At 66.0% G+C, this 18,800-nt stretch carries 17 protein-coding genes; 5 read left to right on the forward strand and 12 right to left on the reverse strand.

Annotation, left to right across the window (positions count from 1 at the left end; translation table 11 throughout):
• From QW868_RS27710 to QW868_RS27735, 6 genes are all read right to left on the reverse strand, one after another.
• On the reverse strand, window positions 1-903 hold the full coding sequence (locus QW868_RS27710) for an ABC transporter ATP-binding protein (protein ID WP_315737348.1): 903 nt from the start codon (window positions 901-903) through the stop codon (window positions 1-3).
• Window positions 904-1,061: 158 nt separating this feature from the next.
• Window positions 1,062-1,901: a nitrate ABC transporter permease gene (ntrB, locus tag QW868_RS27715; RefSeq protein ID WP_316232008.1), complete on the reverse strand. Its 840-nt coding sequence runs from the start codon at window positions 1,899-1,901 to the stop codon at window positions 1,062-1,064.
• 211 nt (window positions 1,902-2,112) lie between these two features.
• Window positions 2,113-3,498 carry a CmpA/NrtA family ABC transporter substrate-binding protein gene (locus tag QW868_RS27720; protein WP_316232009.1) on the reverse strand — a complete coding sequence of 462 codons (1,386 nt, stop codon included), beginning with the start codon at window positions 3,496-3,498 and terminating at the stop codon, window positions 2,113-2,115.
• Window positions 3,499-3,594: 96 nt separating this feature from the next.
• Window positions 3,595-4,470, reverse strand: coding sequence for a sulfurtransferase (locus QW868_RS27725; protein WP_316232010.1), 876 nt, complete (start codon window positions 4,468-4,470; stop codon window positions 3,595-3,597).
• Between the two features lie 50 nt (window positions 4,471-4,520).
• Window positions 4,521-5,642, reverse strand: a complete 1,122-nt coding sequence (locus QW868_RS27730; RefSeq protein ID WP_315811611.1) for an acyl-CoA dehydrogenase family protein — start codon at window positions 5,640-5,642, stop codon at window positions 4,521-4,523.
• Between the two features lie 34 nt (window positions 5,643-5,676).
• Window positions 5,677-6,219, reverse strand: coding sequence for an OsmC family protein (locus QW868_RS27735; protein ID WP_315737343.1), 543 nt, complete (start codon window positions 6,217-6,219; stop codon window positions 5,677-5,679).
• A 257-nt stretch (window positions 6,220-6,476) separates the two neighbouring features.
• Between QW868_RS27735 and QW868_RS27740 the strand changes: the two genes are divergently transcribed.
• Window positions 6,477-7,157: a TetR/AcrR family transcriptional regulator gene (locus tag QW868_RS27740; protein WP_315737342.1), complete on the forward strand. Its 681-nt coding sequence runs from the start codon at window positions 6,477-6,479 to the stop codon at window positions 7,155-7,157.
• Window positions 7,158-7,393: 236 nt separating this feature from the next.
• On the opposite strand, the gene QW868_RS27745 is transcribed toward QW868_RS27740, so the two are convergent.
• The 4 genes from QW868_RS27745 to QW868_RS27760 all read right to left on the reverse strand — a co-directional run bounded on the left by QW868_RS27745 (window position 7,394) and on the right by QW868_RS27760 (window position 11,258).
• Window positions 7,394-7,609 (reverse strand): hypothetical protein, encoded by a 216-nt coding sequence (locus QW868_RS27745; RefSeq protein ID WP_315737341.1) that lies wholly within the window; start codon window positions 7,607-7,609, stop codon window positions 7,394-7,396.
• A gap of 39 nt (window positions 7,610-7,648) precedes the next feature.
• On the reverse strand, window positions 7,649-8,767 hold the full coding sequence (locus tag QW868_RS27750; protein ID WP_315737340.1) for a DUF2336 domain-containing protein: 1,119 nt from the start codon (window positions 8,765-8,767) through the stop codon (window positions 7,649-7,651).
• Between the two features lie 207 nt (window positions 8,768-8,974).
• Window positions 8,975-9,820, reverse strand: coding sequence for a hypothetical protein (locus QW868_RS27755; protein WP_316232011.1), 846 nt, complete (start codon window positions 9,818-9,820; stop codon window positions 8,975-8,977).
• Window positions 9,821-10,058: 238 nt separating this feature from the next.
• Window positions 10,059-11,258, reverse strand: a complete 1,200-nt coding sequence (locus QW868_RS27760; RefSeq protein WP_316232012.1) for a TrmJ/YjtD family RNA methyltransferase — start codon at window positions 11,256-11,258, stop codon at window positions 10,059-10,061.
• Between the two features lie 300 nt (window positions 11,259-11,558).
• Here QW868_RS27760 and QW868_RS27765 point away from each other — a divergent pair, with 300 nt between their 5' ends.
• The gene (locus QW868_RS27765) at window positions 11,559-12,773 is read left to right on the forward strand and encodes an NADP-dependent isocitrate dehydrogenase (protein WP_315759047.1); all 1,215 of its coding nucleotides are present in this window, start codon (window positions 11,559-11,561) and stop codon (window positions 12,771-12,773) included.
• 99 nt (window positions 12,774-12,872) lie between these two features.
• Complete coding sequence (locus QW868_RS27770) at window positions 12,873-13,379, forward strand: DUF3455 domain-containing protein (protein WP_316232013.1); 507 nt, start codon at window positions 12,873-12,875, stop codon at window positions 13,377-13,379.
• Between the two features lie 6 nt (window positions 13,380-13,385).
• On the opposite strand, the gene QW868_RS27775 is transcribed toward QW868_RS27770, so the two are convergent.
• Complete coding sequence (locus QW868_RS27775; RefSeq protein WP_316232014.1) at window positions 13,386-15,044, reverse strand: copper resistance D family protein; 1,659 nt, start codon at window positions 15,042-15,044, stop codon at window positions 13,386-13,388.
• A gap of 2 nt (window positions 15,045-15,046) precedes the next feature.
• Window positions 15,047-15,412 carry a copper resistance protein CopC gene (locus tag QW868_RS27780; protein WP_316232015.1) on the reverse strand — a complete coding sequence of 122 codons (366 nt, stop codon included), beginning with the start codon at window positions 15,410-15,412 and terminating at the stop codon, window positions 15,047-15,049.
• A 323-nt stretch (window positions 15,413-15,735) separates the two neighbouring features.
• On the opposite strand from QW868_RS27780, the gene ilvD reads away from it, so the two are divergent.
• On the forward strand, window positions 15,736-17,577 hold the full coding sequence (gene ilvD / locus QW868_RS27785; protein WP_316232016.1) for a dihydroxy-acid dehydratase: 1,842 nt from the start codon (window positions 15,736-15,738) through the stop codon (window positions 17,575-17,577).
• A gap of 216 nt (window positions 17,578-17,793) precedes the next feature.
• Window positions 17,794-18,759 carry an amidohydrolase family protein gene (locus QW868_RS27790; RefSeq protein ID WP_315737332.1) on the forward strand — a complete coding sequence of 322 codons (966 nt, stop codon included), beginning with the start codon at window positions 17,794-17,796 and terminating at the stop codon, window positions 18,757-18,759.
• Window positions 18,760-18,800: the final 41 nt, after the last annotated feature.

Raw genomic sequence — 18,800 nt, forward strand, 5'->3', positions numbered from 1 at the left:
TCAGCGGGCGATCGCCTGCGGCGCGTCGTTCTCGACCGGGTTGGACGCGACGATCGTCGGCTCGCTGCGCCCGATCTTCACCACCGGCACCTTGCGCGGGTCGTAATCGGGCGTCTCGGCGGTGAAGGTCTTGCTGCGGCTGACCAGGAAGTCGATGATGTGGTTGCGCAGCGCGTAGTACAGCGGATGGCGGTGCAGGTCGCCGCGCAGCCGGTCCTTCGGCAGCGGGTTCTCGACGATCTCCGCCAGCACCGCGCCCGGCCCGTTGGTCATCAGCACGATCTTGTCGGCGAGATAGATCGCCTCATCGACATCGTGGGTGATCATGAACACGGTCTGGCCGGTCTCGACGCAGATGCGACGGACCTCGTCCTGCAGCGTGCCGCGCGTCAGCGCATCGAGCGCTGAGAACGGCTCGTCCATCAGCATGATCTTCGGCGTGATCGACAGCGCGCGGGCAATGCCGACGCGCTGCTTCATGCCGCCGGACAGCTCCGACGGCCGCTTGTGCTCCGAGCCGGCGAGGCCGACGAGCTCGATATATTTCAGCGCATGCGCCTTGACCTTGGCACGGTCCCATTTGCGCCACTTCGACGAGACCGCATAGGCGACGTTGCCGAGCACCGTCCGCCATGGCAGTAGCGCGTGGCTCTGGAAGATGACGGCGCGGTCGAGGCTCGGCCCCTCGATCGCCTGGCCGTCGACGATGACGGCGCCCTCGCTCGGCACGTCGAGGCCGGCAAGAACATTCAGCACCGTGGTCTTGCCGCAGCCGGAATGGCCGATCACGCAGACGAACTCGCCGCGTGCCATCGCGAGCCACAGGTTCTCGAAGATCGTCGTGCTGCGCGCCCCGTCGTAGCGCTTGGCGATCCCTTCGATGGAGATGAACTTGTCGGTCATAGGAAGGTCTTTCCGTTCCCTCCCCCCTTGTGGGGGAGGGTCAGGGAGGGGGGTCCTCCACGAAGACTCGCGCCTGGGGCACCCCCACCCCTAACCCCTCCCCGCAAGGGGGAGGGGAACGGAGTTGCGCACCTTGCAGCAGTTCGCCTGATCATGCCCTACTCCGGAAACGTCACGAGCCGCGACACGCGGGCCAGGATCTGATCCAGCACCATGCCGACGAGACCGATCAGCAGGATCGCGATGATCACGTTCGTGATCGACAGATTGTTCCACTCGTTCCAGACGAAGTAGCCGATGCCGGTGCCGCCGACGAGCATCTCGGCGGCGACGATCACGAGCCAGGCGATGCCGATCGAGATCCGCATGCCCGTCAGGATGGTCGGCGCCGCCGCCGGCAGGATGACGGTGAAGGCGCGGCGGAAATTCCCGACCTCGAGGGTACGGGCGACGTTGATCCACTCCTTGCGGACGCTGGCGACGCCGAACGCGGTGTTGATCAGCATCGGCCACACCGAGCAGATGAAGATCACGAAGATCGCCGACAGGCTGGAATCCTTGATGGTGTAGAGCGCGAGCGGCATCCAGGCGAGCGGCGAGATCGGCTTGAGAATCTGGATGAACGGATCGAGCGCCTTGCTCATCAAGGGCGACATGCCGATCAGGAAGCCGAGCGGGATCGCGACCGCGACCGCGATCAGGTAGCCGAGCATGACCCGCCCGAGCGAGAAGGCGAGCTGGATGCCGAGCCCCTTGTCGTTCGGACCGTTGTCGTAGAACGGCCGCCGCAGATGCTCCCACAGCTTGGCGCCGACATCGAGCGGCCCGGGCATCGCCGACTTGCCTTGCGTCGCTGTCATGCCCATCAGCTTGGCGTATTCGGGGCTCATGTTGGTAGCCGTGCCCGTGCTGCGGGTGGCGATATGCCAGGCGCCGAGGAAGACGGCCAACAAGACGATCGAGACGACGGCGGCGCGCAGGCGGAGTGAGGCGGTCATGACGTCGCTCCACCCACGCTGTCGTCCCTGCGAACGCAGGGACCCATAACCACCGTCGGCAGTTGGTGGAAACGATTGTCGCTACCGCCCCTGCCCCAAGATAGGTCACGGCGTATGGGTCCCCGCGTTCGCGGGGACGACACCGGTGGTGTGGTTGGCGGCGTGTTCATCACCATGGGTGTGGTCGGCAGCGTCGCCCTCGTCGCCCCCATCACGACGCCTTCTTGATCTTGAAGCTGGCGACGTAGTCGTCCGGCTTGGTCGGGTCGAACGGCTTGCCCATCACCGAGAACGATTTGTAGGAGTCCCTTGGCGGCGTCAGGCCCATCTCGGTCATGACCTTGCGGGTGTCGGTCGCGAGATAGATTTGCTCGGCGACCGCCTTGTAGTCGACATCGCCCTTGATCTGGCCCCAGCGCTTCATCTGGGTCAGCATCCACACCGCAAAGGACTGCCACGGGAACGGATCGAAATCGACGCGCTTCGGATCGGTCTTCACCCCGCCGAGGCCGTCGGCATAGGTGCCGGTCAGCACCTGCTCCAGCACCGTCACCGGCGCATTGATGTAGTTGGCCGGCGCGATCGCCTCGGCGATCTGCTTCCGGTTCTCGGCCTTCGACGCATAGGCGGTGGCATCGACGATGGCGCGGGTCAGCGCGGCGAAGCTGTTCGGAGCGGCCGTGATGAACTCGCGGCTCGCCGCGAAGCTGCAGCAGGGGTGACCGTCCCAGATCTCCTTCGAGAGAATATGCAGGAAGCCGACGCCGTCAAAGATCGCACGCTGGCAGATGTTGTCCGGCGCGAGGAAGCCGTCGATGTTGTCGGCGCGCAGGTTCGCGACCATCTCCGGCGGCGGCACCGAGCGCAGTTGCACGTCGGTGTCGGGATCGAGGCCGTGCTCGGCGAGATAATAGCGCAAGAGATAATTGTGCATCGAATAGTCGAACGGAATGGCGAACTTCATGCCCTTCCAGTCCTTCGGGTCGCGCTTGTCCTTGTGCTTCATCGCAAGCACGATGCCCTGCCCGTTGATGTTCTCGATCGCGGGCACGGTAAACGGGATCGGCTGCGCGCCGAGTCCGAGCGAGATCGCGATCGGCATCGGTGCGAGCATGTGCGAGGCGTCGTATTCCTTGTTGATGGTCTTGTCACGGATGACGGCCCAGCCGGCGGTCTTCACGACCTCGACGTTCAGGCCGGCCTTGGAATAAAAGCCGAGCGGCGCGGCCATGATGATCGGCGTCGCGCAGGTGATCGGGATGAAGCCGACCTTGAGATCCTTCTTCTCTGGCGCGCCCGCTTCGGCAAAGGCTTCCGTCGCCGTCTTCAGCGGAAAGAATTGTGAGACCGCGGCGAGCGCGGTGGCCGCGCCCACCGACTTCAGGAACGCGCGACGGGTGGCTGCTTCCGGAAACACCGCGCGCAGCACGGCTGACGCGACCACGTTCTCGTAACGCTTCTCGGTGGAGTCCGTCACGGGCTCGCAGCGCAGCGCCCGCACGGCGTGCTCGTGTTCGGCCGGACTGCGATGCTGACCGCAGATACAACCGGCATTCACGCTGGCCTCGGCATCGAACGGATCATCGAAAATCGACATGTGCTGCGCCCCTTTGTCACACCTGCGCTGACTGCGCCTTCGAACTGCTCATCCGGCCGCATTTTTCAGCGGCCGGACGTGCATAACATGCAGCTTCTATGCCGCCTTGCTGGTCATCGCCGGCATCGGCAGACCTTCCTCGATCGGCAGCGACGGGTCGCGCGACCACTCGTTCCACGAGCCGAAATACATCCGCACATCCTTCACGCCGGCGTTCTTCAGAGCGAGGAAGGTGTTCGACGCACGCGCGCCCTTGAAGCAGTAGAGATAGACCGGCGTGTCCTGGGTGATGCCGACGGTGGCGCATTCGGCGAGGATCTCGTCCTTCGACTTGAAGCGCGGACCTTCGGCGGTCGGCTTCATCATGCGGTACCATTCGAGCCAGACGGCGCCGGGGATGCGGCCCTTGCGCGGGCAGAAATCCTTGCCATAGGGCGAGGAGGAATCGCCGATCCACTCGTCGACATCGCGGACATCGAGAATGGCGATGGCGGGATTGCCGACCGCCGCCAGCATGGCCTTGGCGTCGATCAGGATGCTGCCCGCCTCCGGCACGATGCTGAACGAGGCCTTGGTCGGCGACGGCGCATCGGTGGTCACGGCCATGCCTGCGGCAACCCAGGTATCGTAGCCGCCATGCAGCACCTTGATCTTGGGATAGCCCAGCATCGTCAGCAGGAAGTAGCCGCGGCAGGACTGGCCGAAGCCGGAGTTCATCGACTGCTCGTAGACGACCGCGGTCTCGGCACCCGACAGGCCGGCGGCGCCGAACGCGTCGGCGAATTTCGTCTTCAGCTCCTCGATGCCTTCCGGCGTCGACGTCGCGAGATAGGTGAAGATCTCATGGACGTTGACCGCGCCGGGAAGATGTCCCGCGCCATAGGCATCCGGATTGCGGGTGTCGATGACGACACACGGTTCTTTCTTGATGAAATCAGCGAGTTCGCCGGCAGTAATCAGAACGTCCGTCATGGCAGGCCTCTCCTGGTCTAAACTTTGTTGGTTTGCCGTTCTCGCCGGCGTCAGCCGTCGGCGAGCATCTTGCGGAGCTGCTTGGTCGCGGGGGTGACGATCGCGACGAAATAGGCCTCGCGCAGGCGACGTTCGGCGCGATTGCCCTTGATGTAGCCGCGCGCTCCGCAATGGAGCATCGCGGCGTGAGCCGCAGCCACGCTGGCCTCCCCGGCCCGGAGGCGCAGCGCGACGACCTTGCGCCAGGTGGTCTCGTCCGTGTTGAACGGATCGCTGGCGAGGATCATGGTCTCCCGTGCGAGCTCATCGGCGAGCGCGCTGAAGTCGACCGGCTGCTGCGGCAGATAGCGGTTGACGTGGCCGAGCGGCGCCTCGACCTCCTGCATGATCTTGATGCAGTCCCTGATCAGGCCGAGCGCCATGCCGGCCTGCAGAAGAATGAAGCCGGCGCGGATCTTCTTCACGAAGGGGCCAGCGGGATCTGCCAGAATCAGCTCGTCCGGCACGAACAGGTCGCGGAGCTGGATGCCGTAGGTGCCGGTGCCGTCCATTGCGAGGAACTGTTGGCACGGCTGCAGCGTCACCGCCGGGTCCGAACAGTCGACGATGAACATCACGATCTCGCCGGGCGCATCCTCGCGCTCGAAGATCGTGCCGAACATGTGGTCCGGCCCGAGGTTCGAGACCCAGGGCAGCACGCCGCGCACGACGTAGCCGCCCTCCACTTTCCGGCCCTTCAGCTTGAGCTTCTCGATGCCGAAGAAGCTCTTCATCGGGTTGGAAAGGCCGGTGCCGCCGAGCAGCCTGCCGCTCGCGGCATCGTCGAGCAGACGCTTCTTGAGCGCCTTGTTGTCCGAATTGGCGATGTACCAGACCAGCGTGTTCTGGCACCACGCCATGAAGGCCGAGGCGCCGCAGACCTCGCCGATCGCGCCGATGGCATCGATCGCACAGTTGAGATCCGCCGCGCCATTGTCCGGCACGTGGCTGCTCCACGCGCCGACCTCGCCGAAGCGGCGGAGAACGTCAGCCGGATACACCGTTCCGGCGTCGATTCCGCTGGCCAGCGGCGCAAGCTCGTTGCGCGCGATCGCCGCGACCTGCTCCACGGTCGACGGCACGGGCATCACGCCCGCACTGTCGATCGCCAGATGCTGTCCGAGTGAACCCATGACGTCCTCCGCTCCATATGGCCTCGAACCAGGCTCAGACGCCGACCTCGAGATTGACGGGACGCGTGAAGGTGTTGGCGACGGGCGACCACTTCTTCACATGGTCGACCAGGGCCTGGACCTCCTCCTTGGAAATGCCTTCGCACTCCATGTCGACCTTGACGCGCACGTCGGTGAAGCCGACCGGCTTCTCGCTGACGTCGCCTGTGCCCCAGACGGCGGTGATGTTGAGGTCGCCCTCGAGCTCCAGCTCGAGCTTGTTGACGGTCCAGCCGCGATGCACGGCATTGGCGTGCAAACCCACCGCAAGGCAGGAGCCGAGCGCGGCCAGCGAGGCCTCCGACGGATTGGGCGCGGTGTCGTCACCGAGCAGGCCCGGCGGCTCGTCGACGATGTAGGGCGCGAGGTTGCGGATGTAGTTGGCGTGGCGGAACTTGCCTTCCGCCACGGTCTTGCACTTCAGGGTCTTGATGACCTTGGGGTTGGCCTTGCCGTTGACGATGAGCTGTTCGAGCCCGTTCTTGTCGATGGGTGCGAGGCAGCCCGTCAGCGCCGTCTTCTGAACCACAGCGGTCATCTCATTTCTCTCCCTGGGATGAGGATACCGAACGGTCTGTATCCTGCACGAAGCGTGCCAGAGGGGCCGGAAATCAAAAGCCGGAATGATCCTCGCGGCTTACGCGATCAGGGCGGCGAGCAGCGCCCCGCCACGACCCAGCCGCTGCCCAAGTGCGATGCAGAATGCCGCCTTCAGCGATCAAATTGAGCGCAACGCTGCCTCGACCGCATCAGCAGCCTTGCTGACTCACGCGCACAGCGATTAAGCTCGTACACATGGGCAAGTCAGCTGCGGGCAAACAAACCGGCAAGAAGCAGGCGATCGCAAGGACGATCGCGGCCAGCGACGACGAATCCGCGCGCGGCCGTCTGCTCGGCGCCGCCACGCGGCTGTTCTGCAAGAACGGCATCAATGCCACCGGCATCGATGCGATCATCAGTGAGGCGGGCACCGCGAAGACCACGCTCTACAAGCTGTTCGGATCAAAGACCGCGCTCGTCACCGCCGTGCTCGAAAGCGAAGGCAAGCAGTGGCGTGAATGGTTCATCGCGGAAATGGAGAGCGGCGGCGGTGACGCCGAGACCAAGCTGGCACGCATCTTTCCGGCGCTGAAGAGCTGGTTCGGCGAGGAGCGCTTCTACGGCTGTCCCTTCATCAATGCAGTCGGCGAGCACGACAAGGACCAGAAGCAGTTTCGCACCATTGCAATGCGCCACAAGAAAGTGGTGCTGGCGCATATCGAGAAGCTCGCCCGTGAGATGGGCGCTGCCGAGCCGGAGAGCTTCTCGCATCAGCTCGCACTGCTGATCGACGGCGCGATCGTGGCGGCGATGGTGTCACGCAATCCCGAGGTCGCGGACACGGCCGGGCTGGCCGCGAAGGCGCTGATCGAGCCGGCGAAGCACAAGACGGGAAAGCGCCTCGGCAAGCCGGACACGCAGCTCGCCGCTGTGTGAAGCGGCCTGCTCGCCCTGAGTCCCACCCACCGTCATTCCGGGGCAAGGCCGCAGGCCTTGAACCTGGAAGCTCTATCTTGTCTTGCGTCCATTCCTCACAATCTCGAGATTCCGGATTCAATCGCCAACGCGCAAGCGCGTTGGCGATTGCCCCGGAATGACGGCGGAATGGACGGGGAGGACGGAGCTGTCAACTCGTGACGCCGCGGAGCGCCCGTGCAAAGCCATCAATCGAACTAACGGAAGTAGTCTGTCACAAGCTTCACGTCGGCCTGATCCGCGACTGCGCCGTTCAGGCTCGAATCGATCACGCGGCGGCAGGCGGCGACCGCAGCCTCGTCGCCGAGCTCGTTGGCCGCTTCGAGCACATGCCAGGCCGCATCGACTGCCGCGCCGTCCGCAGGCGCCTCGCGATGGCCGAGCCGTTGCTCTCCGCGAAGAGGAAATCCCATGCCGCTCATCCGCGATCACCTCCGTCCGTCGCTGCAGGTTCAATACGCCGCGGCGCGCGGCGCGGACGCCTTGCCGCCTTTGCCTGGATTCTTGCGGGACTGATAGAATTCGAGCACGCTGCGCGACGTCTGCGACTGGAGCTTGGCATAGTCGCGCTCCAGCTCCTGCAGCTCGCCGGCCGTGATGCGATGTTCGCGGGCGCCGAGGAAGGCGAGCGCCATCATCGTATCCCAGGTAAAGCCAAGCGCCTTGGCGAGCATCAGCAGCATCTCACGGTTACGGTCGAACAAGGCGCGCTCGACGACGTCGACCGGCAGTCCCGACAGCAGCGCGAGGCCGATCGTCACCTCCTCGACCTTGTGTGCCGTCGCATAGCTGGCAATGGTGCTCTCGTGCAGATTGCCGAGGCGGTGCTGGATCGTCACGGTGCGCTTGGCGACGAAGTAGTTGCGCGAGCCGGGGCCGAACTTCGACTGCAGGTCGCCGGCGATGTTGGCGACCGAGCTACTGATCTCGCCAAGCAGCTCGGGCCGCTCCCCGGCCAGCCGCTTGCCGACATCGTCCGAGGCCTTGGCGATCAGTTGCTGGAACAGGTGGCGCGGGATGTCGAGCCGCCGGCCGAGATGCTCGGCGAGGATCGAGTCGTTCTCTGCTCGCTGGACCATGTGCAGGAAACCGGCACCGGAGAACTGGGCGCCCTGATTGCGCGCCACCGCCGTGGCGACGTCACGGTTGCCGCGCGTGGCCAGCACGTCGGTCACCGCCGGGCTCAGCGTTCGGCGTTCGGCGATCGCGAGCAGATGGTCCTGGCTCTTGGTGCTGGCGTTCTCGACCAGCGTGGCGTCATCGAGCCGCTCGGACTCGCGCAGCACTGGACCGGCGACCCAGATCTCATCGTCGAAGGCCAGCTTGCGGATGACGCTGGCCGGCGAATATTCGATCCTGGCGAGGCGATCCGCAAGCTTGGCGCGCGCTTCGATCTCGATCTCGTCGGCGAGCCGGCCGATCACCTCGCCGAAGGTGGCGATCTCCTCCTCGCAGTAGCGCCCCGCGATCAGCAGGTCGGTCGCATGCCACAGCGCGCGTTCGCGGCTGTCGGCGGTCCCCCGCGCAATCGCATCCTCGAGGTCCCGCAACACCGATCTGGTTTCGTTCATGATGAAAGGCCGCACAGTTGCAACGATGAAAGGGCAATGCGCAGATCATAGCGTTCGAACCCGAGCGTTCCGTAACCCGCGCCGTGGGGATTTGACTGGGCATTTTCACTCAAATGCGCGCGTGGGCGTTAAGCATGCGGTCGGGGATCCGGTCGCGGCGCGATCGCCGCGCCGATCCGTTCTTGCCGCGCGAGCGACGCAGGAGGCCTACGGCATGACGCGGAGCGCGCGCGCCTCGGCCTCCGCGACCGAGCGTTCGCGCGATGTCCACGGGCACTCGGCGAGAGCGCGGTCGATCAATTGCATGGCATCACGCTCACGACTCTGGTCGAGCATCAGCTCGCCGGCGAAGAAGCTCGCCTCGCAACGCCGTGCCCTGCGCGTGGCGGGAGCACCACGGTCGGCCGCCGCAAGCACAGCCTCTGTCGTCTCCTGCCCGAGGAAGAGACGGACGATCGGGGCCGGCCATTTGCCCATGTCGAGCCGCTTCGCGTGGTCGGCGAGCTCGCTCGGCAGGCCGGCGCGGCGGCGGGCCAGATCCAGCCACAGGGCCGCATCGGCATTGTGGGGATCGATCTCGCTGAGCCATCTGAAATCGTCGTGCGACTGCTCCAGAAGACCCGCCTGGAAGCTTGCGATCCCCAGCGCGCGATAGGCTTGCGCCCGGTAGCCGTTGCGCCCGAACGCCCGCCCGAAACCCGACCCCGGCTGCGGCTCGCTCTCGCGCAGATCAGGAGCGGCGCGATCGAATGCGGCAAGAAGACCGGCCGAGGACTGCTCGATGACGATCTTGTAGTCGTCGATCGCGTGCTCGACATCTCCCTTGCGGAAATAGGCTCCGGCGCGCGCGAAACGGGCCTCGATCACCTGCGGCGTCGCCGGCTTGCCGTGCTCGATCACGACAGTGCAGCCGGCGATGCGCTCGTCGGCGCCGAGATCGGCCGCGGTCGTGCACCGCTTCGCGCCGGCTGCGTGGGCGCTTGCCGACAAGCCGAAGATCGAACCGATGATCAACGCACAACACAGAAACGAGCGCCATCGTCGCGTAGTCATGAATGCCCCCTTGGTCTTGCTCTTTGTGCTGCGATCTAACCAAAACCGATCGGGCAAACCACAATCTGGAATTGCGATCGCAAATCATCCTTCAGCCGGTGTAAACGGGATCGCAGACTCGGCCTGCCCTGGATGTTTGGATCAACTGCTACGGCGGTGTGAGCCACGCGACGGCGCAATCGGCGATTGCGCTCACGCGTGGCAGGCGGCGCCGTGCAGCCGGCAATGCGACCGTCAGCTACTTCGCTTCGGCGATGAGCGCCTGCAGCCGCACCAGCTCGGCCTCGAGATTCCCTTCGACATCCGCCGCCTTCACCTCGGTGACGCGGTAGTCGCGGCTTTCCAGCCACGCCCGTCGCGCGCTGCGGTCGGCGACGACGCCCTCGCTCTCGCCGGGGCCCACCAGCTCGATCGCCAGGCGGTGGATGAAGGAGACGAAGTCGGGGATGTGGCGGCCGACCGGGGTCTGGCGCTTGAACTGGCCAGCGAAGCGGCGGTCGCGCGACAGCGCGTGCCACAGCGCGCGCTCGGCGTCGGTCGGATTGCGGCGGAGCAGCCGCGCCAGCCCGCGCAGCGAGCCGCGCGAATCCGGCAGGTTCGCCACCGTGCCCTGCTCGGCGATCAGGGCGCGCAGACGCGTCGCCTGCTCGCTGTCGAGCACGCCGCCCTTGGCCGGCCCCTTGCGCCCCTCGGCGATCGCCATGACCACGCCATGCAGGGTGTGGATGTCCTGCCGCGACGGCTCCATGCGGAAGAAGATGTTGCGCAGGTTGACCAGCATGGTCTCGCGCTTCTCGGCGGGCCGCAGGAATTCGACCCGGTCGAGCTCGCGCACCAGGTTCTCGAAGAACGCCTCCATCTGCTCCTGGGAGGCGCGCTCGGAGCGCTCTGGCATCGCGAACGGCAGCGAGCCTGACGTGACCAGCTTGAACCATTCATAGCCCATCAGCAGCACCGCCTGGGCGAGATTCAGCGAGGCAAAGCCTGGATTGACCGGATAGGTGACGATGCGGTTGGCGCGGGCGACCTCCTCGTTGGTCAGGCCCGCGCGCTCGCGGCCGAACAGGATGCCGGCCCGGCCGCCAGCGGCGATCTGGCCCTGCATCTCGCGGGCGGCCGCTTCCGGCCCCATCACCGGCTTGGCCTGGTCGTGGGCGCGGGCGGTGGTCGCGAAGACGAGGTCGAGGTCGGCGATCGCCTCCGGCAGGGTGTCGAACAGCCGGACATGATCGATGATGTGGTCGGCCCCGGCGGCCGCCCGCTGGGCGGCGATGTTCGGCCAGCCGTCGCGCGGATTGACCAGGCGCAGCTCGGACAGCGCGAAATTGCCCATGGCGCGCGCCGCCATGCCGATGTTCTCACCGAGCTGCGGCTCGACCAGGATCACCACCGGGCCTGCGATCTCCAATCCCACCTTCGTCTTGTCGGTGCCCGACACGCTCAATCCTCGCCCTCTGAATCCGGTTGAAGCGCCCGCGGCGCGCCCTGCCCGCTCCGTTGACCTGACCGGGGAGAATTCTCAAGCAAAATAATCGGCTTAGCCAAGAATTTTAGGGTTTGCTCGAACCTGCAGGCCGGCCGGCAGCCGCCGTTGCCCACCGCATGAGCGGGCTGCGAAAATCAGCACCGGGCGCATACCGGGTGCGCTTCCGCCCGCGGTGCAGCAGTGCTATGACGCGCTTGATTTCACAAGCGCTTTCCACTCCTGGCGCGCTGTTCCCAAGAGGCCCCATCGATCATGGCAAAAATCAAGGTGACCAACCCGGTCGTCGAGCTCGACGGCGACGAGATGACCCGGATCATCTGGCAGTACATCAAGGACAAGCTGATCAACCCCTTCCTTGATATCGACCTGATGTATTTCGACCTGGGGATGGAGAGCCGCGACAAGACCAACGACCAGATCACGATCGATGCCGCCAACGCCATCAAGAAGGTCGGCGTCGGCGTCAAGTGCGCCACCATCACCCCGGACGAGGCGCGCGTGAAGGAGTTCGGCCTCAAGGAGATGTGGAAGTCGCCGAACGGCACCATCCGCAACATCCTCGGCGGCGTCGTGTTCCGCGAGCCGATCATCTGCAAGAACGTGCCGCGCCTCGTTCCCGGCTGGACCAAGCCGATCATCATCGGCCGCCACGCCTATGGCGACCAGTACCGCGCCACCGACTTCAAGTTCCCCGGCAAGGGCGTGCTGACGATGAAGTTCGTCGGCGACGACGGCACCGTGATCGAGAAGGAGGTCTTCAGGGCGCCCGGCGCCGGCGTCGCGATGGAGATGTACAACCTCGACGAGTCGATCTACGACTTCGCCCGCGCCTCGCTCAACATGGGCCTCGCCAAGAACTATTCGGTCTACCTGTCGACCAAGAACACCATCCTGAAGGTCTATGACGGCCGCTTCAAGGACATCTTCCAGGAGGTGTACGACAAGGAGTTCAAGGACAAGTTCGAGGCCAAGAAGATCACCTATGAGCACCGCCTGATCGACGACATGGTCGCCGCGGCGCTGAAGTGGTCGGGCGGCTATGTCTGGGCCTGCAAGAACTATGACGGCGACGTGCAGTCCGACACCGTGGCGCAGGGCTACGGCTCGCTCGGCCTGATGACCTCGGTGCTGATGACCCCGGACGGCCAGACCGTCGAGGCCGAGGCCGCCCACGGCACGGTGACCCGCCATTTCCGCGAGCACCAGAAGGGCAAGGAGACCTCGACCAACTCGATCGCCTCGATCTTCGCCTGGACCCGCGGCCTGTCGCACCGCGCCAAGCTCGACAACAATGCCGAACTGGCGAAGTTCGCCGCCACCCTGGAGAAGGTCTGCGTCGACACCGTCGAGTCCGGCTACATGACCAAGGACCTCGCGCTCCTGGTCGGCGCCGATCAGCGCTGGCTGTCGACCACCGGCTTCCTCGACAAGATCGCCGAGAACCTGACCAAGGCGATGGCGGCGTAAGTTTCCCCACTTTCGCCTTCTGGTTTCGTCACCTATCAACGGGCCGCGCCACAAGCGTGGCCCGTTTCTGTTTCACTCCTGCCGTCGAGGAACCTGATCATGCGCTTGACCTCATCGCTCGCCCTGCTGTTGCTCGGGGCCCAGATCGGCTCCTCCCACGCCGCAGAGACCACGATTCCCGATGCGCTGGTCGCCGCCGGCGAAAAGGCCGTGCTGACGCTGCATGCCGAGGGCGCGCAGGTCTACGACTGCAAGACCGACAAGGACGGCAAGCTCGCCTGGACCTTCCGTGAGCCGATTGCCACCCTGTTCGCGGACGGCAAGACCGTCGGCCGGCACTATGCCGGGCCGAGCTGGGAGCACCAGGACGGCTCGATCGTCGGCGGCCGCGTGCAGGGCACCGCCATCGGCGCCACCGACAACGACATCCCCTGGCTGAAGCTCGCCGTCATTTCTCACCGCGGCGCTCAGGGCATGCTCTCCGACGTCACCACGGTGCAGCGGATCAACACCGCCGGCGGCAAGCTGGAAGGCACCTGCGACACCGCCGGGCAATTCCGCAGCGTCGCCTATTCCGCGGATTACGTCTTCCTGCGGAAGGAGTGAGGCTCGTTACGCCTCGCGATAATCCAGCAGGATCAGCCCGACCAGCACGAAGGCCACCGGCCAGACCCAGGCGGCGGCACGGCTGATGCGGCCGTCCAGGCGCAGCTCGAGCCAGCGCGCCCAGCCGGCGGTGATGCCGCACAGCGCTAAGGGCGTGTGGCTCATCTCGATCAGGAGCTGATCCTTGATGTTGGCGATGGCGTGCGAATGGGTCAGCAGCAGCGCGCCGCCGGCGGCGACCGTCAGCGGAAACACCAGCGCCGCCCGGCCCGCCGCCTGCCCGCGCAGCCGCACCCGCCATTCGAACAGGCCGAACAGGACGATCAGCACCACGAACAGCCGGTGCTGCGCCACTTCGGGATCGCGCAACGAGGCCCAGAAGCCGATCGGGCCGAGCGGCCAGGCCATCTCGTCGGCGCGCAGGAACAGGAACGCCGCCATCCCCAGGAACAACAGCGGCCAGTGCCGGGCCCAGCGGCCCCAGGAGAAGCGCTCGATCAGCGCGAGCACGCCGATCAACACGACGAAGATGCCCGCCCAATGGTGGTTGTATTCCGACCAGGCGATGTCGGCGGCGCTGCGCGGCAGGATCACGCCCTCGCCCGGCACGTAGGCTTGCGGCGCGGTCACGCGCTGCGCGTCGGCGGCATCGATCCTGGCCTGCAGCTGCGAGATGGTGAGCTGGTCGACCGAGGGGCTGGAGAGCCGCGGCCATTGCGGCGCGGCGCGCGCGACGATCTCCTGCCAGCTCAGCCGGTCCTGGCTGAGATCGATGCCCGGCGGCAGCGAGGTCAGCGAGCCCGCGGTGAGCAGCACCGTCAGCCCGATGCCGAGCTCGACCTCGACGAAGCGCTTCATCCGCAGCAGAGGCGCAGCGCGATCGCGACGGCGCAGCCGCTCCACGGCGAAGAAGTTGGCCGCCCCGAGCGCGAGCAGCATCAGCAGCATCGCGACCTTGGCCGAGGTCATGACGCCGTAAGCGGTGCCGTAGATCGCCGCGAACGCGCCGAGATAGGCGATCGCCATCACAATGCCGCCGATCACGATGGCTGCCACCGAGACCATCGACATCAGCGAGTAGCGCCGCCCGATCAGGCGCTGATCGTCATCCGCCTTGCAGCCGTTCAGCGCCATCATGAAATACGGCAGGCCGCCGATCCAGACGCCGGCGCCGAGCATGTGCAGGAAGTCGGCGGCAAGCAGCGGCCAGCGCACCTCAAGCCGGCTCGCCGCGTGCGTCAGGTTGAGCTGCAGCAGCAGCGCTGAGATGGTCAGCACAGTCAGCGCCAGGACGCGCCAGGCGGCCCAACTGCCGGTCCGGGCGAGCACGGCGATGCCGAGCGCGCAGGCGGCAACGGCCATTCCGGAGCGGGCGAAATCCGCGCTCGCCGCCGCGCCGAGCGACAGGTCGAGCGTCCCGATCAGCGCTCCCATGTTGACCGCGAGCGAGGCCAGCACCACCGCGAACCAGCCGAATGCGCTTCGGCGCAGGAAACGCTGGCCGCGCTTGCCGACCACGATCGCGTCAGCGGACAGCCTGTCCTGCAGCGGGCGCAGCAGCAACAGCAGAAATGCCAAGCCGCCGATGGTGAAGGACTGTGCCAGCAGGGTCAGGCCGCGCAGCACCACCGAGAGATAGCCGAAGATGTCGAGCAACAGCGACACGGCTAGCGCACGTTGAAAGGAATGTCGCCGCGGGTGATGTGGCCATCGACGCTGAGCACCTGCCATTGCAGATGCCAGGCGCCGGGGCTGAGCGCCTTGGCCTCGGCGTCGATCTCGTCGGCCGGCGCATCGACTGCCGGAGTAAGCGCCTGCTCGGCTCCGTCGGGCGCGCGCAGCTTCAGCCGCGAGCGGGCGTGATCGATGCGGCTGTTGAAGCGCAGCCGGATCATTGTCGGCTGCGTCTCGATGGTGCCGCCCGCCGCGGGCTGCGACGAGACGATGATGGCATGGGCCGACGCGGCGCCGGGAACGCCCAGAAGCAGCGCGGCAAGGGTCGGCAGGTGGCGGAAGCGGATGACGGACGGCATGGGACGCGCGGGCGGCGGAGGCTGCGGCAGGAACGTTCGGGGACAAGACCGGGACGAACAAAACTCTACCGTTCTAATCTAAGCGACCTTCCTGTTCCCGACGTAGCCACAAACGCGTGACCGGGGCCGGCCGGAACCTGCGGGAGCGGCACGAGGCCCCGGCCCTGCCCGGAGGGCATCCCGGAACAGCGAAATTTAGGGTCGAATCATCAAGCACTTCGCTGTATGCCTCGCCGCATCATTGCCGTCCGTCGGTTGTCGGGACCCTTTCCGCCCCACGGACCAACATTGCCTGATCCCGAGGAACGCCTGAGGAAACCGTCATGCCCGCCTATCGCTCCCGCACATCAACCCATGGCCGCAACATGGCCGGCGCCCGCGGCCTGTGGCGCGCCACCGGCATGACCAACGAGGATTTCGGCAAGCCGATCATCGCGGTCGTCAACTCCTTCACCCAGTTCGTGCCCGGCCATGTGCATCTGAAGGATCTCGGCCAGCTGGTCGCGCGGGAGATCGAGAAGGCCGGCGGCGTCGCCAAGGAGTTCGACACCATCGCGGTCGATGACGGCATCGCGATGGGCCATGACGGCATGCTCTACAGCCTGCCCTCGCGCGAGCTGATCGCCGACAGCGTCGAATACATGGTCAACGCGCATTGCGCCGACGCCATGGTGTGCATCTCCAATTGCGACAAGATCACCCCTGGCATGCTGATGGCCGCGATGCGGCTCAACATCCCGGCCGTGTTCGTCTCGGGCGGCCCGATGGAGGCCGGCAAGGTCAACATCGCGGGCAAGCTGCGCAAGGTCGATCTGATCGACGCCATGGTGACCGCCGCCGACGACAAGGTGTCGGACGCGGATGTCGAGGTGATGGAGCGCTCGGCCTGCCCCACCTGCGGCTCCTGCTCGGGAATGTTCACCGCCAATTCGATGAACTGCCTGACCGAGGCGCTCGGCCTGTCCCTGCCCGGCAACGGCTCGGTGCTGGCGACCCATGCCGACCGCAAGGGCCTGTTCGTCGAGGCCGGCCATCTCGTCGTCGACCTCGCTCGCCGCTATTACGAGCAGGACGACGCATCCGTGCTCCCGCGCACCATCGCCAACTTCAAGGCGTTCGAGAACGCGATGAGCCTGGACATCGCGATGGGCGGCTCGACCAACACCGTGCTGCATCTGCTCGCGGCCGCGCATGAGGGGGAAATCCCCTTCACCATGACGGATATCGATCGCCTCTCGCGCAAGGTCCCTTGCCTGTGCAAGGTCGCGCCCGCTGTGGCCGACGTGCACATGGAGGACGTGCATCGCGCCGGCGGCGTGATGGGCATCCTCGGCGAGCTCGCCCGCGCCGGCCTGCTGCACACGGAATTGCCGAGCGTGCATTCGACTTCGCTGGCGGCTGCGCTGGAGCGTTGGGACATCCGCCGGACCGCGAGCGAGAGCGTGAAGAACTTCTATCAAGCCGCGCCCGGCGGCGTGCCGACGCAGGTCGCCTTCAGCCAGGACCGCCGCTACGAGGAGCTCGATCTCGACCGCGAGAAAGGCTGCATCCGCGACATCGAGCACGCCTATTCCAAGGACGGCGGCTTGGCCGTGCTGACCGGCAACATCGCGCGCGACGGCTGCATCGTGAAGACCGCGGGCGTCGATGCCTCGATCCTGAAGTTCTCCGGCCCTGCGCGCGTCATGGAGAGCCAGGACGCCGCGGTCGAAGCCATCCTGACCAACAAGATCAAGGCAGGCGACGTCGTCGTCATCATCTATGAGGGCCCGCGCGGCGGCCCTGGCATGCAGGAGATGCTGTATCCGACCAGCTATCTGAAGTCGAAGGGCCTCGGCAAAGCCTGTGCGCTGATCACCGACGGCCGCTTCTCCGGCGGCACCTCGGGGCTCTCGATCGGCCACGTCTCGCCGGAAGCTGCCGAGGGCGGCCTGATCGGCCTCGTCCAGGACGGCGACCGCATCGAGATCGACATCCCCAACCGCACCATCCATCTCGCAGTGTCGGATGAGGAGCTCGCCAACCGGCGCGCAGCGATGGCGGCGAAGGGCGATCAAGCCTGGAAGCCGAAGACGCGCGCCCGCAAGGTCTCGACCGCGCTGAAAGCCTATGCGGCGTTCGCGTCGAGCGCCGCCAAGGGCGCGGTGCGCATCGTCAAGGAGTAAGACCGATCTGTTCGGTCGGCAGCACCGGTCCTTTCCGACCGGTTGCTGCGGCCGGCGGCCGCGGCCTCACCATAGACTTCCTCGTCTCGCTCTCGTCCTGCGAACAGCCATGCCGCACTTCGTTCTTGCCCACTGACGACAGCGGGTTCAGGCTCCCTTCATCGACAATGAGCGCGTCAGCCACAATGCACGCGCCAAGCCCTGGGAAGGATCGCCATGCTGAACCGCCGCAGCCTGCTGCTCGCCTCGCTTGCCGCCGGAGTGACGATGACCACGACAGCCGCGCGCGCCAAGCCGGCGCAACCTTCGACCCCGGTCGATTTCGACGTGCCGCCACAGGCCTGCGACTGCCACACCCACATCCACGGCGACCCCGAAAAATTTCCGTTTGCGGCGAGCCGGGTCTACACGCCGGAGCCGGCCCTGCCCGACGAGATGGCGGCGCTGCACAAGGCTCTACATATCCAGCGCGTGGTGATCGTGACGCCGAGCGTCTACGGCACCGACAACTCTGCGACGCTGTACGGCATGAAGGCGCGCGGCAATGACGCGCGCGGCGTCGCGGTCATCGACGACAAGACCACCGAGGCGCAATTGGATGCCATGCATGCCGAGGGCTTCCGCGGCATCCGCCTCAATCTCGCGACCGGTGGCATCAACGACCCCAATGTCGGCCGCGCCCGCTTCCATGTCGCGGTCGAGCGGATGAAGGCGCGCGGCTGGCATGTCCAGCTCTACACCAACACGGCGATGATCGCGGCCATCAAGGACCTCGTGATGCAATCGCCCGTGACGGCCGTGTTCGATCATTTCGGCGGCGCGCAGGCTGATCTCGGCCTCGGGCAGCCGGGCTTTGCCGATCTGGTCGAGCTCGTCCGCAGCGGCAAGGCCTATGTAAAGATCTCCGGCGCCTATCGCGCCTCGACCCGCGGCCCCGACTACGCGGACGTGATCCCGCTCGCGAAGGCCCTGATCGAAGCCAACCCCGACCGCATCGTCTGGGGCACCGACTGGCCCCACCCGGATTCGTCGCCGCATCCCGAATTGAAGGTCACGGATATCAGGCCGTTCTATCCGATCGACGACGGCCGCCTGATGAACCAGCTCCCGGTCTGGGCCCCCGATGCCGCGATCCGCAAGAAGATCCTGGTCGACAATCCGGCGCGGCTGTATGGGTTCTGAAAATCCGTAGGGCGGGTTAGCGCAGCGTAACCCGCCGCACG

Source organism: Bradyrhizobium sp. SZCCHNR1051 (assembly GCF_032489615.1).
In the GTDB taxonomy this organism is placed as follows: Bacteria; Pseudomonadota; Alphaproteobacteria; order Rhizobiales; family Xanthobacteraceae; genus Bradyrhizobium.